Annotated in this window: 14 protein-coding genes; all 14 read right to left on the bottom strand. The window is 44.7% G+C overall.

Annotated features, from left to right (window positions below):
• Positions 1–3: 3 nt before the first annotated feature.
• Positions 4–855 carry an agmatinase gene (speB, locus tag Cabys_RS05765; protein ID WP_006929253.1) on the bottom strand — a complete coding sequence of 284 codons (852 nt, stop codon included), beginning with the start codon at positions 853–855 and terminating at the stop codon, positions 4–6.
• A 22-nt stretch (positions 856–877) separates the two neighbouring features.
• Positions 878–1,423, bottom strand: coding sequence for a pyruvoyl-dependent arginine decarboxylase (locus Cabys_RS05760; RefSeq protein WP_006929252.1), 546 nt, complete (start codon positions 1,421–1,423; stop codon positions 878–880).
• A 2-nt stretch (positions 1,424–1,425) separates the two neighbouring features.
• A complete protein-coding gene (locus Cabys_RS05755; RefSeq protein ID WP_169313652.1) occupies positions 1,426–2,283 on the bottom strand; it encodes a peptidase MA family metallohydrolase in 858 nt (285 codons plus the stop codon).
• A 105-nt stretch (positions 2,284–2,388) separates the two neighbouring features.
• Positions 2,389–3,723 carry an MFS transporter gene (locus Cabys_RS05750; protein WP_217183922.1) on the bottom strand — a complete coding sequence of 445 codons (1,335 nt, stop codon included), beginning with the start codon at positions 3,721–3,723 and terminating at the stop codon, positions 2,389–2,391.
• Positions 3,724–3,794: 71 nt separating this feature from the next.
• On the bottom strand, positions 3,795–4,379 hold the full coding sequence (locus tag Cabys_RS05745; protein WP_006929249.1) for a GTP-binding protein: 585 nt from the start codon (positions 4,377–4,379) through the stop codon (positions 3,795–3,797).
• 60 nt (positions 4,380–4,439) lie between these two features.
• Positions 4,440–4,952 (bottom strand): roadblock/LC7 domain-containing protein, encoded by a 513-nt coding sequence (locus Cabys_RS05740; protein WP_006929248.1) that lies wholly within the window; start codon positions 4,950–4,952, stop codon positions 4,440–4,442.
• 25 nt (positions 4,953–4,977) lie between these two features.
• Positions 4,978–5,730 carry a HAMP domain-containing protein gene (locus Cabys_RS05735; RefSeq protein WP_006929247.1) on the bottom strand — a complete coding sequence of 251 codons (753 nt, stop codon included), beginning with the start codon at positions 5,728–5,730 and terminating at the stop codon, positions 4,978–4,980.
• 15 nt (positions 5,731–5,745) lie between these two features.
• Positions 5,746–6,204 (bottom strand): DUF8082 domain-containing protein, encoded by a 459-nt coding sequence (locus tag Cabys_RS05730; protein WP_006929246.1) that lies wholly within the window; start codon positions 6,202–6,204, stop codon positions 5,746–5,748.
• A gap of 38 nt (positions 6,205–6,242) precedes the next feature.
• Positions 6,243–6,680, bottom strand: a complete 438-nt coding sequence (locus Cabys_RS05725) for a hypothetical protein (RefSeq protein WP_006929245.1) — start codon at positions 6,678–6,680, stop codon at positions 6,243–6,245.
• A gap of 46 nt (positions 6,681–6,726) precedes the next feature.
• Positions 6,727–7,377 (bottom strand): DUF4388 domain-containing protein, encoded by a 651-nt coding sequence (locus Cabys_RS05720; protein ID WP_006929244.1) that lies wholly within the window; start codon positions 7,375–7,377, stop codon positions 6,727–6,729.
• A gap of 1 nt (position 7,378) precedes the next feature.
• Positions 7,379–7,744: a response regulator gene (locus Cabys_RS05715; RefSeq protein WP_006929243.1), complete on the bottom strand. Its 366-nt coding sequence runs from the start codon at positions 7,742–7,744 to the stop codon at positions 7,379–7,381.
• Positions 7,726–9,003 (bottom strand): two-component system sensor histidine kinase NtrB, encoded by a 1,278-nt coding sequence (locus tag Cabys_RS05710; protein WP_006929242.1) that lies wholly within the window; start codon positions 9,001–9,003, stop codon positions 7,726–7,728. Before Cabys_RS05710 ends, Cabys_RS05715 begins: the two co-directional genes overlap by 19 nt.
• 118 nt (positions 9,004–9,121) lie before the next feature.
• Positions 9,122–11,575, bottom strand: coding sequence for a primosomal protein N' (priA, locus tag Cabys_RS05705; RefSeq protein ID WP_006929235.1), 2,454 nt, complete (start codon positions 11,573–11,575; stop codon positions 9,122–9,124).
• Positions 11,576–11,992: 417 nt separating this feature from the next.
• Positions 11,993–12,436, bottom strand: a complete 444-nt coding sequence (rplI, locus tag Cabys_RS05700) for a 50S ribosomal protein L9 (protein WP_006929232.1) — start codon at positions 12,434–12,436, stop codon at positions 11,993–11,995.
• Positions 12,437–12,440 lie beyond the last annotated feature (4 nt).

The raw sequence follows: 12,440 nt of genomic DNA, 5'->3' as shown, positions 1-12,440 counted from the left end.
TGGTTAACGGTTCAGAAAAAATTTATAGCCAATCAACTTGTAGATCAGCCGTGCTACAGTATATTCCGAATGTCTGGTTTCGGCAAGGGGTCTTAGCTCCACCACATCCATGCCCACCACATTTTTCGTTTTAAATAATGTTTTAAGAAATTTTAATGTTTCCGGCCAAAAAAAGCCCCCCGGTTCCGGTGTGCCGGTGCCCGGCATTAAAGCCGGATCAAAAAAATCCACGTCAATGGTTAAATAGACGGTTTCGCTCAGGTGTGTTAAAATATCGTCCGGCCAATTCTCATACATCTGATGCGCAAAAACCGTTTTTATGTTTTTCTGTTTGATAAATTCGCGCTCTTCGATCGAAAGAGCCCGAATGCCCAGCTGCACCAGGTTTTGATTCAAATCGAAAATGCGTTTCATCACGCTGGCATGCGAAAAAGGCGTTCCCTGATAGCTTTCGCGCAGATCGGCATGGGCATCCAGCTGCAGCACCGAAATATCCGGGAACTTCTGATGAAAAGCCCGGAAAAGGGGGTAGCTAATGGAATGTTCGCCGCCAATGGCCACCACAAATTTTTGATCTTCTATTAATTTTAAAACAGAACGTGTAATTAAATCAAAATCCTTTTGAACATCTTCGCCAAAGTTCAAAGCGGGCAGCGTAAAAATGCCGGCCTTCCAGATTTCCACGTCCAGCTCTTCGTCGTAAGTTTCCAGGTAAGGCGAAACAGCAATGGCCGCCTGCGGTCCGCGCGCCGTGCCCCCTTCAAAACTGGTTGTGCGCTCGTAAGGCACGGGCAGGATGGCCGTTCGCGCTTTCTGGTAGCTGATCTCAGGCGCTTCGCCTTGCAAAAACTTCATCTTCAGGTCCGTAAGCCCTTATTTATGGTAACAAAATGGCAGCGGCAAAAACCGTGGTCCACAAACCGCGCGCATCGCCCGTGGCGTATTGCGTAATATTTTGCGAATGAACGATCTTTCCCGAAATGTGCCACAGATTTCTTTTCTCGTCCCAGCTTAAATCCGTATCAAACTCCACGCCCAGAATGGTGGCCAACATTTCGGCGGCCAGATCTTCGGCATACTCTCCGGCTTCTTCTTCGGTTTGGCCGTATCCATGATGTTCAGAAAGGTACCCATACGCGCTTTTATCTTTTGGAATGGCCAGCCCAACAGAGGCGGTAATCATACGCCCCGGCTCATTGGTGGCGTTTCGGCTCATTACGGCATGGACAATTTGCCCCGGTTCCAATTCTTTTAATCCGGCTTCTCTGCTTATGAGCTTACAGCCCGGAGGATAAATACTGGAAACCGAGACCAGATTGTAAGGCCCCACGCCTGCATTTCGCAGAGCCATCTCAAAGCTGGTTAATTGTTCTTTACTAACACCTATTCCTTTAGTTAAAAATATTTTTTTAGGTACGTACAATTTTATGGTCCTCCATCATCCAAATGATTAAAATCTTCTATCGTTAGTTCCTTTAACTTTTTTCTGTTCCTTAAATAGACCACAATCACGGCAATTAAGAACAGTACGCCGCTTAAGGCAAAAATCCATTCTTCAATTTTTAGCAACACCAGCCATCGATACTTGTTTTTAATATATTCATTCCATCGAATCTCAAAATCCAGCAAGTCGAAGCCAAACGTTTTAACAAACGCTTCCGGAAAACTTCGCTGCTGGCGCACGTTATTCAATAATTCCACCAGTCGTTCAACGCCATAGGTACTGACGATAAACTCTACGGCGCTCTGGGCTTCGATGTAGGCGAGTCTGGCTTTGGGCGCATTCCATCTAAACATGGTGTCGATGGCTGCCAGATCAATAATTTTTTTATTGACAATCGCCTGGGCGAGCACGATTTTTTTCTCGAAACTTAAACCGTTTTCGCTAAAATAATCGGCCATCCCTTCATTTAACCAGGTCGGAATATAGCGTCCTTTCAGGTGGTCATAGATCAACACATGCATTAACTCATGCAACAGAATGGTCGGGCTTTTTTTAATCTGCTCGGCGTCTGCTAATTTGAGCACGATCATTCGCTGTTCGGGCAGAGCGACCGCCTGGCTCCATTCTGGCACGCGGCCCTTTAAATATTCCATGAACTGCGCATCGGATTTGGTAATCAAAACGCTTACCTGCGTTTGCACCGATTCCTGAAAAAGTTGTTCGATTTTTTTCAGCGGTTCATCAATGTTTTTAATCAACCGTTCCGTTAACAGCCTATCGCCCGGCTCATAGTAAAAAACCAACCGGCCGTACTGCTGTTTTTCCAAAGACTTGGCCAATGTCAAAGAACAAATCTGCCCAACAATAAAAATTCCGAATATAATTATTTTATTAGCTTTTGCCAAATTTAAATCGACCACCTTTTTTACAATTTATCGTTAATTTTACAGTACGAATCTTTTGTAGGTTACTTTTTCGTTTACGCGATTGATCAATATTAATCCCGTAACAAAAAAGAATAATAATGAAATGATGGCATAGCGTTGACTGCCGGTTAAAATAGAAACAAGGCCGAACGTAAAGGGCCCCAGGATGGATGAAAATTTGCCCATCAAAGCATAAAATCCATAAAATTCCGCCTCCATGCCCCGCGGGATCAGCTTGCCCATTAAAGCGCGGCTGGCCGACTGCGACGAGCCCATGGCCACGCCGGCAATCAAGCCCACCACATAAAACATCGAAGCACTGTGCGTAAAATAAGCGCCAATGGTAACAACAATCCATAAAAGAAGCGTAATCATAATCGTTTTTTTCGGGCCGAACTTGTCGGTTAAATAGCCGAAAACATAGGCGCCGGAAATAGCGGAAGACTGAACAATGGCAAAAAACTGGATGACTTCGCGCATGGAAAAACCCAGCGTGGTACTGGCAAATATTCCGCTAAAATAGATCACCGTGTTTACGCCGTCTATGTAAATAAAATAAGCCAGTAAAAACTTGAGTATTTCAGGGAATTCACGCATCCGTTTGATGGTTTGCAGGGTTCGCCGATAACCCGCCTTAATGTAATTACCCGAAACCGCGGGCGCATTCACGATGCGCTCCTTTACCAGCACAAAAAACGGCAGGGAAAACACGAAAAAGAATGCCGCCGCCAGCACAAAGGTGGGCCGCATGATAGACAGATCATTGGCGGCAAAAGCTCTGGTGGCATACGGCAGGGCGATTAATAAACTAATCAACGAGCCCACATAGCCCACCGCAAAGCCGTATCCGGAAATTTTACCAATATTTTGCGGCGTTGAAATTTGCGGTAAAAAGCCGTTGTAAAAAACAAGCGCCCCTTCAAATCCGATATTCCCGATAATAAACAACAACAGGCCGGCCACAATCATGCCCGGTTCTAAAAAATACAAAAGGGCCATTACGCTTACGCAGGCCATGGTGTAAACGAACAAAAATCTTTTTTTCCGATTGCTGTAATCGGCAATGGCGCCCATGATGGGCGAACTTAAAGCCACAATGGCCATGGAAATCGAACCGCCCAGCCCCCACAAAAAATCGCCGGGATTGCGCACCCAGCCGCCAAGCGAAATGGTAAGGTCTCCGACGATGTATTCTTTAAAATAGATGGCGTAAACCACCGTGACCACAATGACGCTGTAGGAGGTGTTGGCAAAATCGTAGAGCGTCCAGGCAAAAATTTCTTTACGTAATCGTCTTTTTTCAACGGTTATTGTAACTGGTCGTTCGATGATTAAATCTCCGCTCTTTTCCAAAAAAAAACCTTCCCCAAAATTAGGAGAAGGCATTCAAATTAGCAAGAAAATATTTAAATCAAAACTAAATTTTATAACTGATCCTGTACATTGCGCACGACCAGATTAATGACCGCCTTTAAGGTGTCGAATACGCCGTCGCCGCGCACGGCCACCGCTTCGAAATACGGCACGTTAAAAAAATTAAGGCGGCGCTGCAAAACTTCAACCGATTCGACGCCAGGCAGATCGCGCTTGTTGTACTGAATGACCCAGGGGAAATTTTCCAGGGTGTGCCCTTCTTGTTTTAAGTTCTCTTCCAGGTCTAACAGGGTTTCGATATTGGCTTCCATGCGGTGCGGCTGAGAATCGGCCACAAATACGATGCCGTCCACGCCATTTAAAATGACCTTGCGGCTGGAGGCATAATAGACCTGACCGGGAACGGTGTACAAATTAAATTTTGGTTTCTTTCCTTTAATGCGCCCCACTTCTATTTGCATGAAATCGAAAAAGATGGTTCGATCTTCTTTGGTCTTTAATGAAACCAATTCACCTTTTAAAGAGGGATCCAATTTAGAGTGGATGTATTCCAGATTGGTTGTTTTGCCACTCATCCCTGGACCGTAGTAAACAATCTTTAGATTAATCTCTTGTAATGCCCAGTTAATAAACATCCTGTTCCTCTTTCGTTATGATCAACTACAATTATCCAACTTTAAATTTCAGAATGAATTTTATTTAAACGCATCGTCCAGAGCATCGCCCAACAAAGAGCTGAAATCCGAATCGATCATTTTTTCCTGATCGTCCTTTCTGTCTTCGCCTTCTTTAAGCGCCGCCAGCAGGTCTTCAATGGCTTTTTTGGTGTAAATGCGGATCAGGCCCAGCGTAACGCTCACATCAAAAACCACCACCAGAAAGAAATCGTTTCCCACATTCGAAAGATAGACATTCCGTTTTTCGCCTTCGTGGAACAGCAGTTTAAATTTTGCCTCTTCGCCAACCAGTTTGGCCATTTCGGATGTGGCGGCAAAATCGCTGGCAGCCAGAGCAGAAAGAACGGTTGTGTTCATATCGTCGGTATTCCCCCTCTGGCTGATAAGCTGCCCGCTCATATCGGCGAACAGAATTGCAGAGGCTTTGGTCTTTGCGGCAAGCTCCGACAGCACTTTGGTAATGGCTTCGTATTGCTTGCTATTCAAAATAACCTGACGGCTACCGTCTTTTAATTTACGTACTTGAACCATAGTTCTATCCTTATGTTAATTTAAATTACATTTTTAAGGATTGCTGTTGTTCCAGCCTTTTCAGGGCAATTTTCACGGATTCCCTCAACCGATCCAGAGCCTCGGCCAGTTTTTCGATCTCGTCGTGCGTTTTCAGTTCAATTTTCTGTTCCAATTTGCCCTGACTGATTTCATCGGCGCGCCTGGTTAAATAAATAATCGGTTTAACCAGCTGTCCTCCCAGAAAAAACACAAACATTCCGCCCAATAGCGTTACAACCAGTACAGAGAGCAAAATGACCTTTATGGTCTGGTTGACCACATTCCGAACATACGAGGTATCCAATCCGATGCGAATGTATCCAATCAATCCTTCTTCAACCGGCACCCACAAATCATACACCGAAGTGTTTAATTCGGGAACTTCCAGCACCTGGGAGCTTTCCTTTTTGTTAATGGCACTTAAATCTTCCACCTGTAAACTTTTAGGCACCTGGCCGTTGAAGTTATCGCCAACGATCTTTCCTTCGCTATCGTGTACCAGAATATAATCGAGGCTTTCGAAGTTCATGTTGTTGGCGATCAAATACCTGAGGCCCACTTTATCTTCATTTAAAATCAGGTCGCCGCTGTTGCTCGCCAGATTGTGACCGATGGTTCGTCCGCGCTCGATCAGCTCATTGCGGAATGTCTGGCGCACGTGGTTGCTGACCAATAAAGCAATAACCACGCCTAAAACGATATTACTGACTAAAAACAGGCCGCTTATTTTCCAGCGAATACTAAAAAACTTACTCATCACTTAAAGTTCCTTTTAAAGTTGCTTTAATAAGCTAAGCATTTCTCTTTGGAAGTTAACCTTTTTCTTTTCGTCGCTAATTTCGTCGCTTAATATTTCAATAAATTCAGGCAAACGGCTTTTGGGGATATTTTCCTCTTCCAGACGCAACTCCGTTAACACGTCATGAATCAGATACTGTGCAACGGGGCCGATGTATTTGGTTAATGTTTCATTCACCTTTTGTAAAAATGGTTTGCCAACGACTTCTTCTTTTACCTCTATTTCCCGATCAAAAAAGATCAGCCCTTTTTTGCGTAAGGCGTTCACCACTTCAAAGGCTTCTTCCAGCGATAGGGCCAGATTCCCGGCAATTTCGCCTACTGTTTTTTCTCCGTCAATTTGTGTAATAACTCCCCACTCTACCGATGAAAGACTGATCTCGTGTCCGCTACTTTTGGCAGCCAGTTTAAACACCATGTTTTCGTTAATCATAATTCAACGCTTTTTAATCCCGTATGATAGAATATAGATTAAACGAGCTTAGAAATCAAACCAAGCTCATGTTCATCAAATTGACCCTTTTGAATATGCAAGTTGAGATTGTATTTTTCTTTTTTCAACCATTTCAAAAACGTTTTCTCTTCCAGGAGGTTCGCTACGGTTACATTTAAGGTAATCCTTAAAAGCGAAAGAATATCGGCCTTTTTAAATAGCGTAACGATCAAAAAGCCCTCGGAAAAACGGGCAATCAAAAAACGATTCAGCCAGTGTAGTTCGATGTGCACAATACGCTGTTTGCTTTTGGACTTTATGGCCAACATTCTCAATAAATACGAGCCGATCATTTTCATCTGCTCTGCAGTCACGGTAGCGCCGCTTTGTTGCCAGATGTTCCCTTTAAATGAGATCACCGCAACGGCTTCCACCGAATCGATTTCCTTAATCTCTTGTAATAATTTTTCAGGCATAATTTATTTATCGTTATTTTTTTTAATAAGTTAAGGATAATTTACATTAAACCGAAATTTTTAAGGTTTCACGAATAATGGAAAAAATCAGTTCCTGTTGAATCTTTTTGGAAAAATTAATTACCAGAATGTAGTTTTCGTCCAATTTAATGACGAATTGTTGTTTGCTGCCCAGGCTCAGACGCAAAAAGCGCAAGGTGTGTTCTCCGACCACTCCGCTGAGTTTTTCGGCTTCGTACCAGAAAAAGAGCGTTTCTGTTACATTAATTTTCTGTTGATCACTCTGGGCAATGGTGTTGCCGTGTTTATCCAGAATGGACACCTGTTCCACGCCCTTAACGTTAAACAGGCTTTCAAAGAGCCGCGTAAAATTAAACTTGCTGTCAGGCATGTTTACGTCCCGACGATGCAGCCCTTCCAGCAATAAATTATTCCAGTTCCTTTGAATGGTTACCGCCGGCGGTTTTACATCATTTTCAACCTTAAAATTGCCGGAATACAATTCCAGCAATTTAAAAAAGGCCTCTTCCCCGATCAGAGGATCGTACTCTGCGTGCACCACCTGACCGCCGTCAAAATAGATAAAGCCGAACTTGCCAAGGTGTTCAATGGTCAGCTTGGCGGTGTTCTTTTCCATGCAGTTGATCTGAACCAGCGTGGGCAACTTTATGTCTTTTAAATTTCCTACAAGCGCCATATTACTTCAACATTTCCATTACTTTTTTCTTAAAATCTCTGATATCATACGGTTTTTCGACGTACAACTGCGCGCCCTCCTTTCGCGCCTCTTCCTTTTTGTCGTCCGATCCATAGGCGGTAATCACAATAAACTTTGTTTGCGCATGCGTTTTTTTAATCTCTCTAATAAGGTCGAAACCGCTAATGCCCGGCAGAAAGATATCGGTAATAACCAGATGAAACGGTTTTTCCAGGAACTTTTCCAGCGCCTCTTCGCCGCTTTCGGCGGTTACCACCTCAAACGGTTTTTTACTGAGGATAAAACTCTGATAAAGACTGAAGGTGATGGTCTCTTCATCATCCACAATCAAAATTCTTTTAACCATGAATCCTGCCTTTCATTTTCGGGAACCGGAAAATAGAGGGAAAAGGTCGTTCCCCTATCTTTTTTTGACTGCACTTCAATTTTCCCGCCGTTTTCCTGCATCAAACGGTTGGAAATGGAAAGCCCCAGACCAATTCCGCTGCTTTTGGTCGTAAAAAAGGGATTGAAAATTTTTTCCAGATTTTCTTCAGGGATGCCCGTACCCGTATCCTGCACCTGTACACAAACAGACTTAGAATCGCCGTTTTGCTCTGCTTCCTGAACGTCATGTGAAACCAGCGAAATAGAGACACTCAGGTCACCGCCTTTGGGCATGGCATCGATGGCATTCAAAAACAGGTTCATGAAAACCTGTTCAATTTGTCCAGGATCGACAAAAACCTGCGGTAGATTAGGTTGACTGTTTTTTAAAAAATTTATCTTCTTTTTCTTAAAGCGGGGGGCTAACAAAAGGTAAATTCCGTCGATCAGCATTTCCACGTCATGAAATTCCTGCACCGGCTTGCGGGGCCGTGTAAAATCAAAAAAGCGCGTCAAAAGGTCGTTACTGCGATCAATGGCTTTTACAATGCGCGTTGCCAGTTGCGCTCGAAAATCATCCGCCTTAAAACTCTCTTCCAGCACCTGAGCGGCGGATTTGATACTGGCCAGGGGATTGCGAATTTCATGGGCAATACCGGCCGCCAGTTCGCCCAGCATGGCCAACCGTTCCATGCGTTCCAGCTGACGCCGCTGCTCTAACTGGGCGCTGATGTCCCGGAAGTGAATGATAAAACCGTGCTTTTTTCGATCTTTTAAATCGAAAAAGGGAGACGTTGTAAGGCCAATAGGAAAAATTTTACGATGGTTCGTTTTAAAAAACGCTTCTTCGCTTTGTAGCTGTTTGTTTTCCGTTAACAACTTTTGCAGAAATTTTTCACCCTGCTTTGGATCGGCAAATAAAAATTTTATGGATTTATTTTGAAGCGAAACCAGTTCCATATCCAGCATTTGCAGCGCGGATTGATTGGCGTAGATGATGGTGCCATCGTTATTAATGATTACAATCCCACTGCTTAAATTATACAAAACGGCTTTATGAAAATTGTAGTGGCGTTCTAAATCTTCAAACCGCTTTCTTAAAAGCTCGTACTTAACTTCTAATTCTTGCGCGCCGGAAGCAGCGGCGCCTTTGTCGCTCTGTTGCGCCTGATTGAGCAGCGTGTAAAACTTTTTAACGGCGCTGGCGGCCTCTTTTCTTTGCTGATAGTGTTTACTCATGCTTGAGGATCTCTCCCCCGGTTAAAAGTTCAATCGCTCGCCGCTTCACAGAAATCTCACAAAATTACCGTTTAATAAATATAGGATTTTTCGTCAAATTCACCAAAACTTTAACACCTCAATTCAAAGTGATCGGATCCACATCCACAAGTATTTGTTGATTTTTCTTCTTTTTTTCAAGGGCCGACCCCAGTTTTTGCAATAGAATGCTTTTGGTAATTTTTCCCGTGGGGTCGGTTTGGGGGTTCAGCTTTAAGGTAACCACCCAGCGATGCAGGTTGTTCATGCGTTGAATGATACCCGGCGCCGGGCCCAACACCTGGGCGTATTTAGCCAGCGGGGCCTTTAGTTTGTGGGCAATCTCTCTGGTTTTATTCACCGTTTCCATAAAATCTTTATGGAGCACAAGGATTTGGATCAAACGCACAAAAGGCGGGTAGCGAAAATTTTTACGGTGATTCAATTCTTCTTTAAAGAATCCGGCATAATCATGCGTGCGGGCGAACTGAATGGCGTAATGCGAATAGGAGTAGGTTTGCACCATCACCTCTCCGACTTTTTGCCTCCGGCCCGCTCTGCCAGCCACCTGAGTTAAAAGCTGAAAAATACGTTCTGGCGCGCGAAAATCCGGAATGGAGAGTCCCACATCGGCAGAGATGACGCCCACCAGGGTTACTCTGCCAAAGTCCAGCCCCTTGGCGATCATCTGCGTTCCGAGCAAAATATCGGCTCTGCCCTCGGCAAAGGCCTGCAAAATGGTTTCGTGCGAACGCTTACCGCGCGTGGTGTCGCGATCCATGCGCAGAACACGCGCATGAGGGATGACTTCCAGCAGCGCCTTTTCGATGCGTTGCGTTCCCGTGCCCTTGTAAACAATTTGCCTGCCGCCGCAATTGGGACAAAACTGATAGGCCGGAATGGTGTAGCCGCACAAATGGCACTGCAGTTTTTCGCCATGCGCATGGTAGGTGAGGCTAATATCGCAATTGGGGCAAATGGGGATAAATCCGCACTCGCTGCACTGCTCAAATGCAGAAAATCCACGCCGATTTTGCAGGAGGATAACCTGTTCCTTCTTCGATAAGCGCTCATTTATTTTGTCGATTAACAGTTGAGAAAAAAGACGCAGCTCGCCCTGCCCAACCTTTTTGGCCCGGCGCATGTCGATGATTTCCACCGCCGGCATTTGCACGTCGTCGATGCGCTTTTTCATTTCGATAAGCGCGTATTTTTTGTTTAACGCGTTGTAGTAACTTTCCAGGCTGGGCGTGGCCGAACCCAAAAGCACTACGGCGTTGTTCATCCTGGCCCAGTAAATGGCCACATCCCGCGCATTGTAATGAGGATTGATCTCCGTTTGTTTGTAAGTGTGCTCATGTTCTTCATCCACCACAATCAGTCCAAGATTATCCAGCGGAGCAAAAAGAGCCGAGCGCGGCCCCACCACGCATTGGATGCGTCCCTCGTAGCAGGCGTGCCAGTAGTCCAGACGTTCGCCCAACGACATTTTACTGTGAAAGATCGCGATTTCGTCGCCGACCACTTTTTTAAAGCGCCGCACCGTTTGCGGAGTTAAAGCGATTTCCGGAATGAGAATGATGGCCGTTTTGCCCCTGGCCAGAACTTTTTTCAGCACTTCGATGTAAACCTGGGTTTTACCGCTGCCGGTTACGCCATGGATTAAAAAGGTGGCAAACGCTTCCTTCTCAATATTCGGTTCAACGGCTTTAATGGCGGCAGTCTGCTCATCGGTTAATTTAACGATTTTCGGCTCTTCCACATCTTCGAAATGAATGCGCCGCTCCACTTTTTTGGTGATCTGCTGACACAGACCGTAACGGCACATTTTGGCCAGGGTGGGTGGGGACATCCGCGTTTCCTCTAAAAATTTAGATTTCAGAATGTCCTGCCCCAGGCGCTCCGACATGTAGGCATCGATTTCAGGGCGCCGCTTGAGATATTTCAGAAAATCCGGAAACTTCTCTTTTAATTGGGGATAGTCTTCATTAATATGCACAAACTGACGAAAAAGCTCTCTGGCCTGCGCTTCGATGTACTCCTGTTCAAAATAGACAAATCCCTTTTTTTTAAGAATATTCAACAAGTTGTAAAATGAAGAATAACCGAATTTTTTACGATAATAGGCCTTGGTGTTTCCCGGATTTTCGGCGATGACTAAAAAAAGCTCCCTCTGACGCTGCGTTAAGGTGTCGTCCGGCAAATCTTTTAACAAAAAAACCTTTTCTTTAACCGCCTCTTCTATGCCGCGAGGCAGAGCTAAAAACAGGGCCTGCCCCCAGCTGCTTAAATAATATTCGGAGACCCAGCGCGTTAATTGCATCATTTTTTCGGTGATCAGGGGCAGTTCGTCTAAAACATCCACCACATCCTTGGGATTGGGAAAACCAGGACGATCGCGCTTCATTACCACCACGCCGGTTAAAAACTGATTGCCAAAGGGAACCAGCACGCGCATGCCAGGCTGCACCCTACTTAACTCCTGGGGCACGCGATAGCTAAAGGTCTGGTTAATCGGCAGGTTGAAAACCACTTCGACAAAGATATCTTTCATATTCGATCTTCTTTTATTTTTTGCTTTTTATCATTGAAGATTAATCTAACTCCAAACGACCATTCTTTTCAATTTTTTTCACGGCCTCTGACGTGGGATTAGTGTAAGAGTTGAATGGTTAAAAGAAAGCTATTATGTCTTGCAGCGTTAAATAAAGACCGCCTGCACTGGGTGCTTGCACTGTGTGCTTGCACTGTGTGCAGTCAGCGTTCTCCTTCTATCTGACTTCTATTCTGGGAGAGGGGGCGCAGGAGTTGAGGGCTATTGTAAACTTTTCCCTATTTTTCGCTAAATATTTATTTGATGTCGCTTTTGAGACGCTCTCGTTTTACGGCAGGAGACAGATGAATCAAAGGAGGAAAGGTTTAAAAGGCGTTAAAATGAAAACGCCGGCTTGCGCCGGCGTTTAAAAGAATTTTACTCTTTTACAACCCAAACCTTAACGGTCGCTTCAACCTCGGGATGAAGCTTGATGGGTACGGAGTAGATACCAAGGGATTTAATCGGTTCTTCCAGTTGAATTTTGCGCCGATCCACTTTAATGCCCTGGGCGGCAAGAGCGTCGGCAATATTCTGCGAGGTAACCGAACCGAACAACTTATCTTCTTCGCCGACCTGTACGGGAATGGTGCAAGAAACATTAGCCAGTTTTTTAGCCAGTTCGTCGGCGGCCAGTTTTTCTTTTTCTACGCGCAGCGATTTAACTTTAAGTTCGTTTTCCAGTCTTTTTTTATTTTCTTTGGTTGCTATGTAAGCAATTCCCTTGGGAATCAGATAATTACGGGCATATCCGTCTTTCACTTTAACGACGTCACCCGTTTTCCCTAAATTCTGATAATCTTGACGTAATATTATTTCCATTTTT

The sequence above is a fragment of the Caldithrix abyssi DSM 13497 genome (assembly GCF_001886815.1).
GTDB lineage: Bacteria > Calditrichota > Calditrichia > Calditrichales > Calditrichaceae > Caldithrix > Caldithrix abyssi.
The sequence above is the reverse complement of the archived record's forward strand: the minus strand, read 5'-3'. Positions and strand labels throughout refer to the sequence as shown.

Bases quoted from the DNA above. Each gene is read 5' to 3' on its own strand.
- speB (WP_006929253.1), bottom strand. From the start codon at position 855: ATGAAGTTTTTGCAAGGCGAAGCGCCTGAGATCAGCTACCAGAAAGCG.
- Cabys_RS05745 (WP_006929249.1), bottom strand. From the start codon at position 4,379: ATGTTTATTAACTGGGCATTACAAGAGATTAATCTAAAGATTGTTTAC.
- Cabys_RS05740 (WP_006929248.1), bottom strand. From the start codon at position 4,952: ATGGTTCAAGTACGTAAATTAAAAGACGGTAGCCGTCAGGTTATTTTG.
- Cabys_RS05735 (WP_006929247.1), bottom strand. From the start codon at position 5,730: ATGAGTAAGTTTTTTAGTATTCGCTGGAAAATAAGCGGCCTGTTTTTA.
- Cabys_RS05730 (WP_006929246.1), bottom strand. From the start codon at position 6,204: ATGATTAACGAAAACATGGTGTTTAAACTGGCTGCCAAAAGTAGCGGA.
- Cabys_RS05725 (WP_006929245.1), bottom strand. From the start codon at position 6,680: ATGCCTGAAAAATTATTACAAGAGATTAAGGAAATCGATTCGGTGGAA.
- Cabys_RS05720 (WP_006929244.1), bottom strand. From the start codon at position 7,377: ATGGCGCTTGTAGGAAATTTAAAAGACATAAAGTTGCCCACGCTGGTT.
- Cabys_RS05715 (WP_006929243.1), bottom strand. From the start codon at position 7,744: ATGGTTAAAAGAATTTTGATTGTGGATGATGAAGAGACCATCACCTTC.
- Cabys_RS05710 (WP_006929242.1), bottom strand. From the start codon at position 9,003: ATGAGTAAACACTATCAGCAAAGAAAAGAGGCCGCCAGCGCCGTTAAA.
- priA (WP_006929235.1), bottom strand. From the start codon at position 11,575: ATGAAAGATATCTTTGTCGAAGTGGTTTTCAACCTGCCGATTAACCAG.
- rplI (WP_006929232.1), bottom strand. From the start codon at position 12,436: ATGGAAATAATATTACGTCAAGATTATCAGAATTTAGGGAAAACGGGT.